Source organism: Hymenobacter sp., assembly GCF_036387835.1.
Taxonomy (GTDB): Bacteria; Bacteroidota; Bacteroidia; order Cytophagales; family Hymenobacteraceae; genus Hymenobacter.
Map to the genome: position 1 here is coordinate 62,908 of NZ_DASVSY010000115.1, position 17,509 is coordinate 80,416.

Sequence of the window (17,509 nt, forward strand, 5' to 3'; positions counted from 1 at the left end):
AACAGCCATCAGCTGACAGCTAACAGCCAAATCAAATGATTGCAGAAACCTTTATTAGGCGCCCCGTTACGGCCATTGTCACCTCGCTGGTGATTGTGCTGGTAGGGGCGCTGGCCATTCTGAATTTGCCTATTGGGCAATATCCAGAAATTACGCCCCCTACCGTATCCGTAAGCGGTACTTATACCGGCGCCGATGCCCAAACGGTGGAACAAACGGTGGCCACGCCCGTGGAAGTGCAGGTAAACGGTACGCCCGGCATGACCTACCTGCAAAGCAACAGCACCAGCAACGGGCAGATGAGCATGACGGTCAACTTCGAGGTGGGTACCGACATCAATATTGCTGCCCTCGACGTGCAGAACCGCGTGGGTATTGCTCAACCGACGCTGCCGCAGGAAGTACAGCGCCTCGGCCTGGTGGTGCGCAAGCGAAACCCGAGTATTCTGATGCTGGTGGCTATGTACGCGCCCAAAGGCACGCACAATACCACCTTCCTCGACAACTACGCCAACGTCTTCATCAAGGACGCCCTGCTTCGCACCAAAGGCGTGGGCGATATTGTATCACGTGCCGACGACTTCTCGATGCGCGTGTGGCTTCAACCCGACAAACTCTCGCAGTTAGGCGTAACGGCCCAGGAAGTAACGGCCGCCATTCAGGAGCAAAACGCCCAAATTGCGGCCGGCTCGATTGGCGCCCCTCCCCAGCAAACCGGCCAGACCTTCGAGTATATCGTGTTCGTGAAGGGCCGCCTAACCACCACCGAAGAGTTCGGCGACATCATTGTCAAAACCCAGCCCGCCGACGGTTCACTGGTGTACCTGAAAGACGTGGCCCGCCTGGAGCTTGGCAAGTTCAACTACGGCAACAACTCGTTTGTGGACGGCAAGCGCGCCGCTTATCTGCTGGTGTACCAGGCGCCCGGCGCCAACGCCCTCGAAACGTTTGAAAATGTAAACGCGACGATGGAAGAGCTTAAAAAGCAGTTTCCCGCCGACCTCTCCTACGTAGTGCCATTTGAGTCGGCTACCGTGGTGCAGGTTTCGATTGAGGAGGTACTGCACACGCTGGTGGAGGCCCTGCTGCTGGTAGTGGTAGTGGTGTTCCTGTTCCTGCAAAGCTGGCGCTCCACCCTAATTCCGGTGCTGGCTATTCCGGTGTCCATTGTGGGCACGTTCATCTTCTTTATTCCGTTGGGCTTCACTATCAACACGCTGACCATGTTCGGCTTTGTGCTGGCTATCGGTATTGTGGTCGACGACGCCATTGTGGTGGTGGAAGCTGTGGAGCACAACATGAACGAGCGGAACATGAACGTTTTGGATGCCACGCTGGAAGCCATGCGCGAAATTTCGGCGCCGGTTATTGCCATTGCCTTAATTCTGGCGGCGGTGTTCGTACCCGTAGGCTTTATTCCCGGCATCACGGGCCGCTTGTATCAGCAGTTTGCCATTACCATTGCTATTTCGGTGCTGATTTCGGCGTTTGTGGCCTTGTCGCTCACGCCGGCCTTGTGCGTGCTGCTGCTCAAGCCCCACAAGCGCGACGAGAAGTCGGGCGGCATCGATAAGCTGTTCTTCAAGTTCAACACCTGGTTCGACAAGGTGACGTCGAAGTACGGCAACGGAGTGCAGCGCGGCATCAAGCACTCGCGCTTCGTGGTTGTCATTCTGGTGTGCATTGTGGCCGGTACGGTGCTGTTGTTTATGAAGAAGCCCGGCGGCTTTATTCCCACCGAAGACGAAGGCCGGATTATCGTGACGTTCAACCTGCCGGAAGCTTCCTCCACGGCCCGCACGGTGAGTACCCTAAACGAGATTATGAAGGAGCTAGGCCAGATTAAAGGCATCCGGCACTACGCTGCTTTGGGTGGTCTGAACGCCGTTAACTTTTCCTCGAAATCGAACAGCGGTACGGTGTTCTGCCAGCTACAGCCTTGGGAAGAACGCGAAGACAAAGAATTACAGCTGCAAGGCCTGATTGCCACCGTGCAAAAGCGCCTGAGCCGTCTCAAGGAAGCCAACATTGTGGTGATTTCGCCGCCCGCCATTCCGGGCCTTGGCAACACCGGCGGTTTCTCGTTTGTGTTGCAGGAGCGCGAAGCCGGCGGCGACATCAAGAACTTCGATGCAACGCTGCAAAACTTCCTCGGCGCCTTGCGTAAGCGGCCCGAAATTGCGGCCCCGTTCTCGTTCTTTACCGCCAATACGCCTGGCTACCTGCTCACCATCGACCGGGAGAAAACCAAGAAGCTCGGCGTCTCGATTGCCGACGTGGGCACCGCGCTACGCACCTACCTCGGCAGCGCCTACGTCAACGACTTCACTGTGTACGGCCGCAACTTCCGCGTCGTAACCCAAGCCGACTCCATGTACCGCGGCGACATCAGCAACCTCGGCCAGTACTACGTGCGCAACAGCAGCGGCGGCATGGTGCCACTCAGCACGCTTACCAGCTACAAGCGCGCCGAAAGCGCGCCGCTTATCTCGCACTACAACCTTTTCCGCTCAGCCGAAATCAACGGCAACCCAGCCCCCGGCTACAGCTCCGGCGACGCCATCAAGGCCTTACAGGAAACGGCGGCGCAGTCGTTGCCCCAGGGCTACGGGTTTGAATTCTCGGGCTTGAGCCGCGAGGAATTGCTAGCCGGCGGGCAGACGGTATACATCTTCGCCCTGTCGATTGCCTTCGTATTCTTGTTTCTGGCCGCGCTCTACGAGAGTTGGTCGGTGCCGTTTTCGGTGCTGCTGGCCGTGCCGGTAGGGGCGTTTGGGGCTATTCTGGCGCTTACCTTTTTGCCCAAGCTGACCAACAACGTGTACGCCCAAATTGGCTTGATTACGCTGATTGGTTTGTCGGCCAAAAACGCCATTCTGATTATCGAGTTTGCCAAGGAACGGGTAGACAAGGGAATGCCGCTGGTAGATGCCACGCTGGAAGCCGTGCGGCTCCGCCTGCGCCCTATTGTCATGACCTCATTGGCCTTTATCCTGGGGGTGCTGCCGCTGGTTTTCGCCTCCGGTGCCGGTGCCCAAAGCCGCCAGACCATTGGCTGGACGGTGTTTGGCGGGATGCTCTCGGCCACTTTGCTGGCTATTTTCATCGTGCCGGTGCTGTATGTCATCATCACGCGTTTCGCCTACGGCAAAGAAAAGCTAGCCGAGTTGGAAGCCAACTACAAGCCCGACGAAGAACACGGCGGCCCCAAAGAAGAAGGCCCCGGTGAAGGCGACCGGCCAGCCCCACAGCCGGCGTAAAGTTGACTTAGAGGACAATTAAGACAAAGTCCCACTTCGCGACCTGTGTTGATAATGTTGTAGCCGGTCAGGTCAATATTCTTTAACACGAGTCGCGAAGTGGGACTTTGCCATACTTATCAGAGCTGCCAAACATTGCCTTCTTCCGCCGTTGCCAAGAATCAAACGCGCAAGCTGATTGAAGCCTACTCTGATTTGCAAAGACGTTCGCGGCAAGCAGTATAAATCAGCGTCCTAAACCGGCTGCGCGAGTGGAGCCAGTCGGCCACCCTCAAAAAGCAGTAGGCAGTTTGGTGTAGCAACAAACGAAATTCTGCTTTACTTCACTCCTTCCTAATATTGCCACCTTACGTAGGCGTATCGTGCTGTTTGGCTTTGATAGCGGCGGCATCGCCCACTATTCCTTGGAACCTGTAGTTAACCTGATGAAAAAGCTTCTGCTCACCGTGACCCTTGGCGCTTGTTCGCACCTGCTACTCGCACAACAAGTTATTTCGGTATACGCCGTTACCATTCCTGATTCCAAGCCGAGCGACGTCAAGGAAAGCACGGTGACGGAAGCAAACGGTGGTATTCGTATCTCCAACGTCATTCAGCCGACACTGACGGTATACAAGCCTGCTAAAGAGAAGGCCAACGGCACGGCCGTAATAGTGTGTCCGGGAGGTGGCTATGCGCGCCTGGCCTTCGACCACGAGGGCCTTGACGTGGCCAAGCGGCTGACGGAAATGGGCGTTACGGCTTTTGTGCTCAAGTACCGCCTGCCCAACGACCAAAGCCAGCCCGACAAATCGATTGCGCCCTTACTCGACGCGCAGCAAGCCATTCGGCTGGTGCGGCAGCGGGCCACCGAGTTTGGCGTGAATCCCGCCCGCGTGGGCATCATGGGCTTTTCGGCGGGTGGGCATTTGGCTTCTACAGCGGGCACGCACTTTGCCAAGCCCGTCGGCCAGGACCCTACCAACACCTCCGTGCGGCCCGACTTTCTGGTGCTGCTCTACCCTGTTATTAGCCTTACCGATAGTTTGATGCACGCTGGCTCGCGCACCAACCTGCTTGGCAACACGCCCACGGCTGACCAAATCCGGCTCTACTCCAACGACCAGCAGGTAAGCGCCCAAACGCCGCCCACCTTCCTGGTACACGCCGCCGACGACAAAACGGTGAAAGTGCAGAACAGCCTGCGGTTCTATGAAGCCTGCGTGCGCCGCGGCGTGCCTGCCGAAATGCACCTCTACCCCAAAGGCGGCCACGGCTTCGGCATGAACAACCAAACCACTAAGGACAGTTGGGTGGACCGTATGCAAAACTGGTTCGATGCCAACGGCTGGCTGGTGAAGTAGTTTCCCAAGTATTTTTTCCTTACGGCCCGAGCCCCTGAGACAAACTCTCAGGGGCTCGGTTATTTGGAAACTACGCAGTCTGTTCTTGCTATTGTTATTATATATCGAAATCGTATAGTTTTTATCTTCTGCACAAGTCCATTCGTCTTACTGGCACGGTGCTTGCAAACTTCCTTCACAAGTGAATGAAAGTTCCTTTACCCGTAAAAATATTCATCATGAAAAAGATTAGTTTAATTCTCGCTCTGGTTCTGATTTTCGCTTCTGTTTTCAGCTTCAACACACAAGCTCAAAACAAAGTAAGCTCACATGCTAAAGGTGCTGTTATTGGTGGCTTGGGTGGCGCCGCCGCTGGTGCTCTCATCAACAAGCGCAACCGCGTGGTAGGTGGCGTAGTAGGTGGTGCTGCCGGCGCCGGCCTTGGATACGCCATCGGTAAGAATGCCGACAACAAGCGCAAGGCCGAAGCCGCCCGCGTAGCTGCCGCCAACCGCGCCGAAGCCAACCGTGTAGCCGCTGCCCGTCGCGCTGAAGCCCAACGCACCGCGGCTTATAAATCTGGTTTAGAGCAAGGCTCTGCCTTAGCCGCCAGAAACTCGGCCGCTCCCGCTGGCGCTGCTGCCCTGACAGCTGGTACCGGTGCCGGCGTGATGTACACGCTGAACTCCAACACCAGTCAGGCGGCTTACGCTCCTACCGCTTCAAACAGTTCTTATCTGCCCAACGAGTCGTACGGCGACCGGGCATCTGCTTATCCTAGCTCGGAAGTTCGCCGGAAGAGCTGGTAGTTCCACACAAACCACACTTAACCGAAAAACCCGGGCCTTCGCGTCCGGGTTTTTCAATCCTCGCTACTTACTACTTACCAAAACCTTATCCCATGAAAATCTATTTCGGCTGGCTGCTGGCGGCAGCGTCGCTAGCCTCTTGCTCCTCTGACAAAAAATCGGCAGAAACCGTGAACGTGCAAACCCTTAACCAGCAGTTCATCGGGGCCTGGAACAGCCGCAACACCGCGCAACTCGACACCCTATTGGCTGACGACATCCAGTATTCGCAGGGTGAAACGCATTTCAAGGGCAAGTCGGAAGTATCCGACAAGTGGGTGCGCGCCACGCTCGGCACCATCACCGACCTGAAAACCTACGCCACCAGCTCCGGCGCTGATACCCAAATGGCGTACGAAGCCGGTACGTTTTCCACCGAAGTAGTGCCCGAAGGCCCCAACTCGCCCCGCGGCGAGGGGGAAGGCAACTTCATTTTGCTGTGGAAGAAAAACGCCAAGAATGCCTGGAAGCTCAGCTACGTGCAGCTCGAAGGCCTACCAGTACAGGTTAAATAGCAAACGGATCCTGCTGTTCCCGCAAGTACACCAGGGTTCCGGCCGGTACGGATTCGATTCCTTCTTGCGTCAGCAACAAGGCCCGCTTTTCAACCGCCACAGCACCGGGCGAATCGGAAGGGCGGGATATTTCTTCGATGCTGGCAGTGGCTTTGGCTTCACTGCCATTGGGGAAGACCAGGTGCACCAGCCACTGCGTATACAGGTCGAAGTCTTGCAGCAGAGGCCCCACCTGCTGCGGCAGCAGCAAGACACCTAAGCCGGTCAGGCTAACGCTTTTTTCCACTTGCATTAATAGTTTCCGGGGCATCTGCCCTATACGTTGAAAAGCCCCCGGCAACCAGTTGCCGGGGGCTTTTTGCTTTTGATTTGGGCCCCGCCCCTTCGCGAAAGGGTGACGTTGTGAAAGGTGAAACGTGTCGTATTAATTGCTCACAACTTCACGCTTCACTAATTCACCACCTCCTGAAGAGGGTGGGGCAGACGCCTAGGCAGCTTCAGTAGGTCGGGTAAGGTACTCTTCGCCATCGTACACCGGGGTCATGTTTTGCTCTTCTTGCTGCGTAAACAGCCGGGAGCGAATCAGGAACCGGACGCCGAGCGGTATTTCCAGGGAGAAGCTGGCGCCGCGTCCTTTCACTACATCCACTGTGAGTTGGGTGTGTTTCCAGTACTCGAATTGGCTGGCGCTCATGAAAAAGTCGCAGCCGTGAATTTGGCCGAGCCAAGTATCGTTGGTGCCTACCCGAAACTCGCCGGCAGCAAAGCACATGGGCGAGGAGCCGTCGCAGCAGCCACCGCTCTGGTGAAACATCAGCGGGCCGTGCTCGTCGCGTAGCAGGTCGATGGTAGCTTCGGCGGCGGGCGTAACGAGGACGCGGGGAGTTGGTTCGGTGGGGGGCATAAAAGGCACAAAGAAAGTGATGACGGTGGGCTAGTTGAACGGACAAGCTTCGATTTATAGACGAGCGTATCTGCTTCTGCGTCTTCTGCGGCCCAAAACCCATTGGGCCTGTAGGCTAATTGAAGCGGCAACTTAACTAGTGAGCGGAACTAGATGCTATGCGACGGTAGGTGTACACAGTGCCTGTTGTTAGATTCTGTACCCGCACAAGCCCTTGCTTGTAAGCCTTCAAGTTGTTGCGGACTCCTCGCTTGGTATCGTAGAGAATCTCCCACTCACCATCCTGGTTTTTTGTACCGCCATAATAACCAGATCTTGGTGCGGTCGGCATTGGAGCCGGAGTAGGTTGATTCTCGGCTTCGCCTAACAAGCGTACCTCCTCTGTTTTTTGCAACAGCCAACCCGGGTTCTTCTCGCCGGGCACGGGCAGCTTTTGCGCTTGCGCCGCTAGGGTAGTCCAAGCTAAAAGAGCAGCTGTACATACGCAGTGGATCAATGAAGTTTTCATAAGTCAAGAACTTAGCTTTATTCCGTTGATAACGACGCCGTTTCGAGGTGTATCGTTGCGTTTAGCGGAAACAAATAGGCCGGTGTATCTTACCAACGCTTTATGGCGGTGCCGTCGATGACAACCTGAAATGCCCGGAGCCGTTGCTCCTAAGAAGCTCAACCTAACGCCCCACATGGAACGACAGATTGGTGACTCCGGCAAATTCCTAAATGCCTCCATGGCCACGCGGGCCGTGAACATCAAACCCGACATGCGCAAGGTCGCCCGACTTGATACCTACCACAAAAGCTACCGTAGCCTGCTGATCGGGTGGGGTTTGGCGGGGCTGGCGCTGCTAGCGGGCGGCATTGTGTTGTGGCTTTTGCAGCATCAGGTGTGGGGCGGCTTTCTGATTGCGTTGGCGCTACCCGTGCTCTACACCGCCTCCCGGTTTCCCCAAACGCTCAAAGGCGACGCCTACCGCAACGGCTTGCTGATACCGGGCATCATTACCAATCTGACCCCCCTCACGCTGACTTGCCTGACCGACGTCCGTACCGATGACGAAGACGACTACCAGGAACCTGAAGACGTAGCGCAAAACGCTCGTGGCGGCATCGTGTGGGGCGTCAGGCAGGTGGTTATTCACCAACTCTCCGTACAGCCCGAACGACTAGGCGAACAAGTCCCATGCGTGTCTTTGTTTGGCGAAACCAACGACGAGGGAGTATTTTACACCAATTTCGAACCACGCCCTTTAGCTTGGGGCACTGATGATGCTCACGTTATCGAGCAAGCCCGGCAGGCGATAGAAGATGCCGAATGGCTGCTCCTGCCGCCGCTGGCCCTGGCCTACGAAACCAGCGAGAAGAACGACAACGGCATTGCGTATTTCGACGCCGGTTTGAATCCGGTTAGCCTACCCAAAACATCCACGCCTGCTGCCGAAGCCACAGAATAGAGGCGCCAGTATAGCAAAGTGGTTAAGGTAGTGGTGCCACGACTCCTTTTAGGGTTCACTTATTAGGCGGTGTGGATAGGCTTGCCGTTTTGTAGCGCGGAAGCCACAGGAAATCTGTTCCGCGACGAGCAAAGCGAGTTCCTGCGCGGGAGAGCCAAAAGGTACAAACGCGAGATACTCGCTCTGCTCGTCGCGGAACAGATTTCCTGTGGCTTCCGCGCTACTGTCAACAGAGACTAAAAGAAGCCGAGCTTTTGCTGGCTGTAGGAAATGAGCATGTTCTTGTTTTGGCGGTAGTGGCCAAGCATCATCTTGTGATTCTCGCGCCCAAAGCCCGACGACTTGTAGCCCCCGAACGGTGCGCCAGCCGGATAATCGTGGTAGCAGTTCACCCACACGCGGCCCGCTTGAATGGCGCGGGGCACCTCGTACAGTTCGTGCGCGTCGCGGGTCCAGACGCCGGCGCCGAGGCCGTAGAGCGTATCGTTGGCTATTTCGAGGGCTTCTGCTACCGTTTTGAAGGTGGTAACGGACACCACCGGGCCGAAGATTTCTTCCTGGAAGATGCGCATCTTGTTGTGGCCGCGGAACATCGTGGGCTGGATGTAGTAACCCTCGGATAGCGCACCATCCTCCTGCTGGTAGGCGTCGCCGCCAGTTAGCACTTCGGCGCCTTCGGCCTTACCAATTTCCAGGTAGCTCAGAATTTTCTCGAACTGGTCGTTGCTGGCTTGGGCACCCATCATGGTTTCCATGTCGAGCGGATTGCCGAGCTTGATGGCCTTCACCCGCTCAATCACGCGGGCAATAAACTCGTCGTAGATGTCTTCCTGAATCAGCATCCGCGAAGGGCAGGTGCAGATTTCGCCTTGGTTGAGGGCGAACATCACGGCGCCCTCAATGGCTTTGTCGAGGAAGTCGTCGTCGGCATCCAGCACGCTCTTGAAGAAGATGTTCGGCGACTTGCCACCCAGCTCCATCGTTACGGGAATGATGTTTTCGGAGGCGTACTGCATGATCAAGCGGCCCGTGGTGGTTTCGCCCGTGAAGGATACCTTCTGAATGCGCGGCGACGAGGCCAGCGGCTTACCGGCTTCCAGCCCGAAGCCGTTTACCACGTTCACCACGCCCGGGGGCAGTACGTCTTGCAGCAATTCCATGAGCACCATAATGGAGGCCGGGGTTTGCTCGGCCGGCTTCATCACCACGCAGCAGCCGGCGGCCAGGGCGGGGGCCAGCTTCCAGGTGGCCATCAGCAGCGGGAAGTTCCAGGGAATAATCTGCCCCACCACGCCTAGCGGCTCGTTGATATTCATCGACACGGTGGTCGAGTTCAGTTCCGTCACGTTGCCTTCCTCGGCCCGGATTACGCTGGCGAAGTAGCGGAAGTGGTCGACTACCAGCGGCAGGTCGGCAAGGGTGGTTTCGCGGATGGGCTTACCATTTTCCACGCACTCCACCGCCGCCAGGTGTGGCAGGTTTTCCTCGATAATATTGGCTACCTTATTCAGTAGATTGCTCCGCTCGGTGGCCGAGGTTTTGCCCCAGGTTTTGAAGGCCGTATGCGCCGCTTCCAGAGCCAGTTCGATGTCCTCTTTGGTGCTGCGGGCTACTTTGCAAAAAGCCTTGCCATCAATGGGCGACGGGTTTTCGAAGTATTGGCCTTTCACCGGGGCTACCCATTTGCCGCCAATGAAGTTGTCGTAGTGCGATTTGAATTGGGGACGGGCAACGAGGGTGGTGGTTTTTTCTAGGGTTTCCATTAGCGCTAGATTGAGGTTAAATTTAGATACCCCAAGCTAGCGTTTCCCTCAGCTGAAATAGTTGTAGTATACTCTCACAAAAGCAACCTATCATCTCATAATGTGAGTACTTACTCACCAAGCCCATTTCTACTGGTGTCGTGCGTAGCTTTCCTGCAACAAACCTGCGCGTCATTTAACTGGCGCGGTAACCGTTCCTCTTTTTAGTTGTTACTTACAACTTGGATTTCCTTTGCTTTCCCAAAGCTTCCAATTGTTTTGTCGTCCATGCCGCATCTGCCCGCCCCTATTGCTCTCCGCCAGGCCGACCAGCTTTCCACGCTCGTTGAAAACCGGACGGTATACGCCCTGGATGCTTTCGAGCTGAACGTGTTTGAAACGCACCGCACGGCCCATCAGGTGCCGCTGAGCATGGGCAGCCTGGTGCTAACAACTATGCTTCGGGGCAAAAAGGTGATGCACTTGGCGGGCCGCCCGGCGTTCGAGTACCTACCCGGCGAGTCGGTTATCGTGGATGAAAACGAGACCATGCTCATCGACTTCCCCGAAGCCGCCGAAGACAACCCCACGCAGTGCCTGGCCGTGGCCATTCCCGCCGATACCATCCGCCAAACCGTGGATTTGCTCAACGAGCACCAGCCCCGCGCCGAAGAGCACCTGCCCTGGCAGCTCGATACCGTTGATTTTGCACACTTTCAGAACACGCCCGAGCTTACCTCGGCTCTGGAGCGCCTCGTGCAGCTCTCCCGCGACACCGGCCGGGTGAAGGATGTATTGGCCACGTTTACCATTCAGGAAATGCTGGTACGCCTGATGCAGACGCAGGCCCGGCAGCTCATCTTCAACAACTACACGCAGCACCTTACCTCCCACCGCTTCGCCCACGTGGTGCAGTATATCAAGCAGCACCTCACCGAGCAGATTACGGTGGACAAGCTCAGCGCCCTGGCTTGTATGAGCAAGGCCACGTTTTTCCGGGTGTTTAAGCGCGAATTAGGCCTTACGCCCATCGAGTACATCATTCAGGAGCGCCTGGCCGAAGCCAAGCGCCTGCTGCGCAACCCGCTCTCGTCGGTGGCTGATGTCTGCTTTAGAGCAGGCTTTAATAACACAGCGTATTTCCAGAAGCTATTCAAGCAGTACGAGGGGATGACGCCCGGCTTATATAAAAAGCAGCACGCGGTGTAGGTCCACTTTTCGGCATTAATCTTTTCTTCACTATTTAATAGTGTACTTGCAGGCTTGCTAGACATTCCGCACCCTTCCCAGTTATCGGCTCGCCATAAATCCATCATGGCGGCGCTTACTTGTGAGAAGATGCAGGTGCTCTACGAAGCTTTCTGTGAAGTAGAAGAGTGGGGTGATCCTGCCCTTTATCAGGAAGGAATTGAGGCCCTCTACAGTTTCGGGCTGGATAATTCTACGGCGGCTGCCACGCAGTTCCTGGCCACTGCGCAACACCTCTCCCCCGACCTCGACGACTTTGCCACGGCCCTGGCTTCTTACGCTCTTGATGCCAGCAGCGCCCTTACGGAAGCCCTTCTTTTCGTTTCGAAGCAGCAGGAGCACTACTTCCAGAACCACCTTACCGCCGTGACGGACTGCGTAGATACGTTCGTGCAGATGTACTTGAACCTAAACCCGAACCGGCGGGATTTAGACCAGATCATTAAGGCCGACCACTACATGCAGCAAGAGCGTCAGAGGCGCGCAAGGTTGTACAAGGTTTTGCGCAACATGCCCGAAATAACGCCAAGCGCTGTCGCTACACTTAAAAATATCAACGGCACAGAGCCCATCGTTGGTCTCGACCGGTTGATTGGCTTGTGAAGTCAGTGCCATTCCGCGTCAGGATTTGGCAGGTTCTACTTCTAGGTCGACTGCAACCTTACACCTGAAATTCCTGTTAGCTGAGGCCGTATACACACTCCTGCCATAAGGCAGTGGTGGCACCTTATCTCATGGAAGAACAAGCAGTGGCTGAACGTCAGCCCGTGGTAGAAGGCACTTCTGCTACGCAAATAAACCAAGCCCCCTTAGCGCCTGCCTTGGTGTGGCTGATGGCCATTACCTGCGGTTTGGTGGTGGCCAATATCTACTACAACCAACCTTTGCTAGCTGAAATTGGCCGCACATTCCGGCTTTCCGAAAGCGAAGTGAGCTTGGTGGCTACTATTACGCAAGTGGGCTACACGCTCGGGCTGCTGTTCGTGGTGCCCCTCGGCGACAAGCGCGAACGGAAAGGCTTGATTCTGGCGCTAATATTGGCGGCGGCTGTGTGCATGGCCGCTGCGGCTTTTGCGCCCACATTCGCGCTGCTGGCCGCGGCCAGCCTCTGCATCGGCATTTTCTCGGCGGTGCCGCAGCTGCTCATGCCCATGGCCGCCTCGCTGGCCTCCGACGAAGAGCGGGGCCGCGTGGTGGGCAAAGTAATGAGCGGCTTACTGATTGGCGTTCTGCTTTCGCGCACCATCAGCGGCTACGTGGGGGCTCATTTCGGCTGGCGCACCATGTTTTGGATTGGCGCTGCTGTGATGGTGCTACTAACTGGCATTCTGGCTCGGATGCTGCCGCGCAATCAGCCCAACTTCCAGGGTAGCTACGGCGGTTTGCTGAAATCCTTGGGCACCCTCACCCGCGACCTACCGGTGCTACGCCGCTCGGCACTGGTGGCAGGCTGCATGTTTGCCGGCTTCAGCGCTTTTTGGACTACGCTGGTATTCTTCCTGGAAAGCGACACCTACCACTACGGCAGCGAAGCAGCCGGCTTGTTCGGGCTTATCGGGGCTAGTGGGGCCTTTGCGGCCTCGTTTGCAGGTAAATCAGCGGACCGCAAGGGTCCTGATTTTGGCATCAACCTCGGGATTCTGCTGTTTGTGGGAGCCTACGGGCTGCTGGCTTCCGGCGGCTATTATTTAGTAGGCCTGGTGGTGGCTGTGGTGATTTTAGATGTGGGCCAGCAAATGACGCACATCTCCAATCAAGCCCGCATTTTCAACTTACTTCCCGAAGCTCGCAGCCGCTTAAACACGGTGTACATGACGGCCGCCTTTTTAGGTGCCTCCATGGGTTCGTTGGTGGGAGCTTGGGCATGGAGCCACTTCCATTGGCCCGGCGTATGCGGTGTGGGGCTGGCTTTCGGAGGAATAGCGTATCTGCTCAACCGGTTTTACGGGCGGGGTGCTGAAGTGCCAGCACCTGCTCGTTAAGTTATTTTCACGCATAATCGAAAAAGCCTTTGCTTTAGTTAAAGCAAAGGCTTTTTCGATTATGCGTATTAGTAAGGCCCTATCCAAATAGGCAAAAAAGAACGTCATGCAGAGGCGCAGCCGAAGCATCTCGCGTGCTGACACTGGAGTACTAATCAGACCTCAGCACGTCAAACATCAACACGCAAGATACCTCGGCTGCGGCTCTGCATAACTACCCACGCCGATAGCTTCCAAGTGCGTTTACAGTCGACTCAAGCATTCTTTCAGACTGTCGCGCCAGTGCGGAATGGCTAGGTTGAATGTGGTTTTCACTTTCGTTTTGTCCATCACCGAATACGTTGGCCGGGTGGCTTTGGTGGGGTATTCGGCCGTGCGAATGGGGACGGTGCGCACGGAGGTATTGCTTAACTCGAAAATAGCTCTGGCGAAATCGTACCAGGAAGTCAAGCCTTCGTTGCTGTAGTGATAGATGCCATACGCTTGGCTTTCCGTTTCGATAAAAGTGAGGATGCAGCCGGCTAGGTCGATGGCGTAGGTGGGGGTGCCGGCCTGGTCCCAAATAACCCGCAGTTCTTCCCGCTCCCGACCAAACTTCAGCATGGTCTTCACAAAGTTGTTGGCGTATTCCGAGTACAGCCAGCTGGTGCGCAAGATGAAGTACTGACTGGTATGGGCGGGTATAGCCTGTTCTCCCTCCAACTTGGTGAGGCCATAGACGCTGACAGGCGCGGCTTCGTCGGTCTCCAGGAGCGGCGTATTACCGGTTCCGGCAAAAACAAAGTCAGTGGAAATATGAACAAGCGTAGTGCCTTGCTCGCCACAGAGCTGCGCCAGATTAGCGGCGCCATCCTTGTTAACCTTGCGAGCTATAGCAACTTCGTCTTCTGCTTTATCTACGGCCGTATAAGCGGCGCAATTGATGCAGTAAGTAGGCTTGTACTGCGTGAATACGGCGCGCAGCTTATCGGTATCGAGAATATCAGCTTGCTCTTCTGGCAGGAATACGATGTCTGTGATGCTTCGCTCTTTGGCTACATGCTGCAGGCATTGTCCTAATTGACCAGACGCCCCGAAAACGATTATTTTACTCATTCTGAAAAGAAGGGATAAAGACAGGCAAGTACGCTTCTGACGTCCTGCATGTCGTTTTATAGCTAACTACAGTGCGTTTGCCGCGCAATTTAGCGTTTTCGAGTTTGCCCGCACGGGTGGAGTTGGGATGAGGCGCGTGTGAAGCACAAGAACAACGAAAAGAGCTTTGCAGGCACATCAACGAGCGGTGATACCGCACTATCCCGTTGGTTTATTCCCAACCGCCGCCCAAGGCCTTGATTAGCTGGATTGCCGACTGAAACTGGAAACTCTGGGTTTGCACGGCTTGCCGGGCGGCGTCCAGCGTTTGACGGTCGGCGTCTACCACTTCAAAATAGTTGGTCAGGCCGCGGTTGTATCGGGCCCTGGTTAGTAATCCGGCCTGGCGGGCGGCGCGCAGGGCCCGCTGTTGCGCAGCTAGTTGCGCGGCACTTTGCTGCACATCGGCCAGGGCCGTTTCAACTTCCTGAAAAGCTACCAAGGCAGTTTGCTGGTATTGGGCCGTGGCGGTGGTAGTGCGGGCTTTGGCTAATTCCTCGTTTGAGCGCAATCGGCCCCCGTTGAAAATTGGAATGGCTACGCCGGCACCCACGTAGTAGGTATAGCTGTCACTCAAGCGCGCTAGTTCGCCTAACTGCGCACTCTGCGGACCGATATAGCCATTGAGCTGCACCGTGGGCAGCCGGGCCAGGCGGGCCGATTCGGTGCGGGAATCGGCGGCGGCTAGCAGGCGCTCCGCTTGTTGCAAGTCGGGGCGGCGGGCGAGTAGGGCGGCGGGTACACCGGCGGGTATGGTGGGCACGAGCAGGTCGGTGGGCCGCGGAGCCACAACAAAACTGCTGGCTGGCTGACCACACACCGTAGCCAAAGCCGCCACGTAGCGGGCCCGCTGGCGCTGCACTTCCACGCGGCTCGCGTCTACGTTGGCTAATTCGGTTTCGGCGCGGCGCACACCAATTTCATTGTCGACACCGGCTTTGTAGCGGGCTTGCACCAACTGTAGGTTCTCGACGCGAGCTTGACGGGTACTGTCGAGCACGCCAAGGTCGGCGTCGAGGCCCCGGACACTGTAGTAGTAGCTGGCGGCATCGGTGGTGAGGGTAAGCTGCACGGTCCGCAAATCTGCTTCCGCGGCCTGCTGATCAGCTTGGGCGGCCTGGATGTCGCGCCGCAAGCGCCCCCACACATCCACTTCGTAGCTGACATTGATAGGAATATAGAACTGCTGTTGGCTTACGCCCGCCACTTGCGCGTTGGCGAACTGCACCGGCCGCAACGCCGACAACCGGCTGCGGTATACCTGCGGATTCACGGTTACATCGGGCTTCAGGTAGGAGCCAGCTATGCGCACCGTGGCGCGGGCTTCTTCCACGCGCGAGGCGGCGGCGCGCACGTTGAAGCTGCCCGCTAGCGCCTGCTGTTCCAGCGCCTCCAGCACGGGGTCGTTGAAGAGCGCCCACCAGGAGGAAACGGCCGGAGCTGCTTGCGGCGGGGCAGCGGTGGTGGTGGCGGCGGGCGACGGAATTGGTGTTCCTGCGGAGTCGCGGTTGTTTTGCCAGGCGGCGGGCGCTGCCACGGTGGGCGGCTGGTACTGTGGGCCGCGCGCGCAACCAACTACTCCTGCCAGGATTGGCATCAACACCCAACACCAGCGGCTACAGGAAAACAAAGCAATGAAAAACCTCATGCGCAATCAATCAGCAGCAAAAAATACAGAGCAGCTCCCTTATTTTCCCGTTCCCTCCCCTACTGGCGACGAGATGCGCGGCCGGTCGGGGTCGTAGAGGCGTTCGGGGGCTTTCGGGCCGGCGGGCGTATCGGGTTTCTTGGCGGCGGGCGCTTTGCGGGCCGTCACAGTTTCGCCTTCTCGCAACGATTCGATGGGGTTGATAACCAGCATTTCGCCGCCTTTCAAGCCTTGCAACACCTCGATTTGCGCCCCAAAGTCGCGGCCGGCCAAGATGGGCTGGTAATGCACCTTCCGGTCGTGCACTACCACCACGCGGGTATCGGTGCCGCCCGGCACCAAGGCATTGGCAGGCACAATAACGCTCGGCGAAGTGCGTGGCAGCTCGAACCGGATTTGGCCGAACACCCCCGGCCGCAACAGTTGCTGGCGGTTAGGAATCTTAACTACCGTCAGCAAAGTCCGGGTATCGGAACTGAGCGCGCCCGCCTCCCTCGATACTCGACCCTGAAAGGTTCGGTCGGTGAATTCGGGCACAATTAGCTCGGCAATCAGGCCCGCTTTTATGCCGGTAGCATAGTTCTGCGGCACATTCACGAAGGCCCGTAGCGTATCGGTTTGCTCTACTTTAAACAGCTGAGTGCCTTCCGTGTTGCTGGTCGATACCAGGGTGCCGACCTCCACATTGCGCTGCGTTACGATGCCGCTGAACGGCGCACGCACCTCCCGGAAGTTGCGCAAAGCCAGCAGTTGCTGCACGGCGGCTTGTTGGCCGCTGTAGCGGGCCTGAGCTTCGTCGAGTTCTTGCTTGGAAATAGCGCCGGGCATGTCTACACTGCGCAAACGGTCGTAGCTGGTGCGGCTAAGGGCGAGGCTGGTTCGGGCCTCCACTACTTGCTGGTCTAGCTCGGGCGTGGCGATGCGGGCTAAGAGCTGCCCGCGCTTTACCCGGGTGCCTATGTCCACATACCAGGCCTGCACGAAGCCGTTGGTGCGGGCAAACAGAAAGGTTTCGCGGTTGGAAACGGTGTTAGCAGGCAGTTCCACCCGCACCGTATCGGGGGCGGCTTGCGCGGCCTGCACGTTGACGACCGGTGTGGCGTTGGCCGAAGCTCTAACTTCTTTATCGCGGGCCTTGTTGGCCTTCAGCCTGGGCAGCAAGCCAAACAGGAATAGCCCGCCAAACACTAGGGCAATCAGTACGATTACCAGCCAAAATCGCCGCTTTCCGCTTGGTTTTGGGGCAGCCGAATCGTCGGCCGCCGTGGGTTCCGGCGGGGCAGGCGGGGCAGGCTGGTAGGTGGGTTGCCGAGAAGTTATGCTATCGTCCGGGTGTAAAGCCATTGAGGAAGATTAATCTTAAATCCGGTGCTGCTCATCTTGCGTTCTTAAGCAGTAAGGAGCCAGCACAAAGTAGCGCGGAAGCCACAGGAAATCTGTTCCGCGCTACTTCTT

Annotated in this window: 15 protein-coding genes; 8 read left to right on the plus strand and 7 right to left on the minus strand. The window is 56.9% G+C overall.

Going from position 1 to position 17,509, the window contains the following annotated elements:
- Window positions 1–35: 35 nt before the first annotated feature.
- From VF639_RS22625 to VF639_RS22640, 4 genes are all read left to right on the plus strand, one after another.
- Complete coding sequence (locus VF639_RS22625) at window positions 36–3,260, plus strand: efflux RND transporter permease subunit (RefSeq protein WP_331148227.1); 3,225 nt, start codon at window positions 36–38, stop codon at window positions 3,258–3,260.
- A gap of 425 nt (window positions 3,261–3,685) precedes the next feature.
- Window positions 3,686–4,603 carry an alpha/beta hydrolase gene (locus VF639_RS22630; protein ID WP_331148228.1) on the plus strand — a complete coding sequence of 306 codons (918 nt, stop codon included), beginning with the start codon at window positions 3,686–3,688 and terminating at the stop codon, window positions 4,601–4,603.
- A 218-nt stretch (window positions 4,604–4,821) separates the two neighbouring features.
- Complete coding sequence (locus tag VF639_RS22635; RefSeq protein WP_331148229.1) at window positions 4,822–5,391, plus strand: YMGG-like glycine zipper-containing protein; 570 nt, start codon at window positions 4,822–4,824, stop codon at window positions 5,389–5,391.
- Window positions 5,392–5,483: 92 nt separating this feature from the next.
- Window positions 5,484–5,945, plus strand: coding sequence for a DUF4440 domain-containing protein (locus VF639_RS22640; protein ID WP_331148230.1), 462 nt, complete (start codon window positions 5,484–5,486; stop codon window positions 5,943–5,945).
- Here the strand turns inward: VF639_RS22640 and VF639_RS22645 are convergent.
- From VF639_RS22645 to VF639_RS22655, 3 genes are all read right to left on the minus strand, one after another.
- Window positions 5,938–6,231: a hypothetical protein gene (locus tag VF639_RS22645; RefSeq protein ID WP_331148231.1), complete on the minus strand. Its 294-nt coding sequence runs from the start codon at window positions 6,229–6,231 to the stop codon at window positions 5,938–5,940. The genes VF639_RS22640 and VF639_RS22645 overlap by 8 nt on opposite strands.
- A gap of 201 nt (window positions 6,232–6,432) precedes the next feature.
- On the minus strand, window positions 6,433–6,849 hold the full coding sequence (locus tag VF639_RS22650) for a DUF779 domain-containing protein (protein WP_331148232.1): 417 nt from the start codon (window positions 6,847–6,849) through the stop codon (window positions 6,433–6,435).
- Between the two features lie 136 nt (window positions 6,850–6,985).
- The gene (locus VF639_RS22655) at window positions 6,986–7,357 is read right to left on the minus strand and encodes a hypothetical protein (protein WP_331148233.1); all 372 of its coding nucleotides are present in this window, start codon (window positions 7,355–7,357) and stop codon (window positions 6,986–6,988) included.
- Between the two features lie 130 nt (window positions 7,358–7,487).
- Here VF639_RS22655 and VF639_RS22660 point away from each other — a divergent pair, with 130 nt between their 5' ends.
- Window positions 7,488–8,300 (plus strand): DUF3239 domain-containing protein, encoded by an 813-nt coding sequence (locus tag VF639_RS22660; RefSeq protein ID WP_331148234.1) that lies wholly within the window; start codon window positions 7,488–7,490, stop codon window positions 8,298–8,300.
- Between the two features lie 236 nt (window positions 8,301–8,536).
- On the opposite strand, the gene VF639_RS22665 is transcribed toward VF639_RS22660, so the two are convergent.
- Window positions 8,537–10,063 (minus strand): aldehyde dehydrogenase family protein, encoded by a 1,527-nt coding sequence (locus VF639_RS22665; protein WP_331148235.1) that lies wholly within the window; start codon window positions 10,061–10,063, stop codon window positions 8,537–8,539.
- A 267-nt stretch (window positions 10,064–10,330) separates the two neighbouring features.
- Here VF639_RS22665 and VF639_RS22670 point away from each other — a divergent pair, with 267 nt between their 5' ends.
- From VF639_RS22670 to VF639_RS22680, 3 genes are all read left to right on the plus strand, one after another.
- Window positions 10,331–11,251 (plus strand): AraC family transcriptional regulator, encoded by a 921-nt coding sequence (locus VF639_RS22670; protein WP_331148236.1) that lies wholly within the window; start codon window positions 10,331–10,333, stop codon window positions 11,249–11,251.
- A 54-nt stretch (window positions 11,252–11,305) separates the two neighbouring features.
- A complete protein-coding gene (locus VF639_RS22675; RefSeq protein WP_331148237.1) occupies window positions 11,306–11,893 on the plus strand; it encodes a DUF416 family protein in 588 nt (195 codons plus the stop codon).
- Between the two features lie 131 nt (window positions 11,894–12,024).
- Window positions 12,025–13,272 carry an MFS transporter gene (locus tag VF639_RS22680; protein ID WP_331148238.1) on the plus strand — a complete coding sequence of 416 codons (1,248 nt, stop codon included), beginning with the start codon at window positions 12,025–12,027 and terminating at the stop codon, window positions 13,270–13,272.
- 243 nt (window positions 13,273–13,515) lie between these two features.
- Here VF639_RS22680 and rfbD read toward each other — a convergent pair whose 3' ends face one another.
- The 3 genes from rfbD to VF639_RS22695 form a co-directional block, all read right to left on the minus strand.
- Window positions 13,516–14,367: a dTDP-4-dehydrorhamnose reductase gene (gene rfbD / locus VF639_RS22685; protein ID WP_331148239.1), complete on the minus strand. Its 852-nt coding sequence runs from the start codon at window positions 14,365–14,367 to the stop codon at window positions 13,516–13,518.
- A 211-nt stretch (window positions 14,368–14,578) separates the two neighbouring features.
- On the minus strand, window positions 14,579–16,054 hold the full coding sequence (locus VF639_RS22690) for an efflux transporter outer membrane subunit (RefSeq protein WP_331148240.1): 1,476 nt from the start codon (window positions 16,052–16,054) through the stop codon (window positions 14,579–14,581).
- Between the two features lie 39 nt (window positions 16,055–16,093).
- Window positions 16,094–17,398, minus strand: a complete 1,305-nt coding sequence (locus VF639_RS22695; RefSeq protein ID WP_331148241.1) for an efflux RND transporter periplasmic adaptor subunit — start codon at window positions 17,396–17,398, stop codon at window positions 16,094–16,096.
- Window positions 17,399–17,509 lie beyond the last annotated feature (111 nt).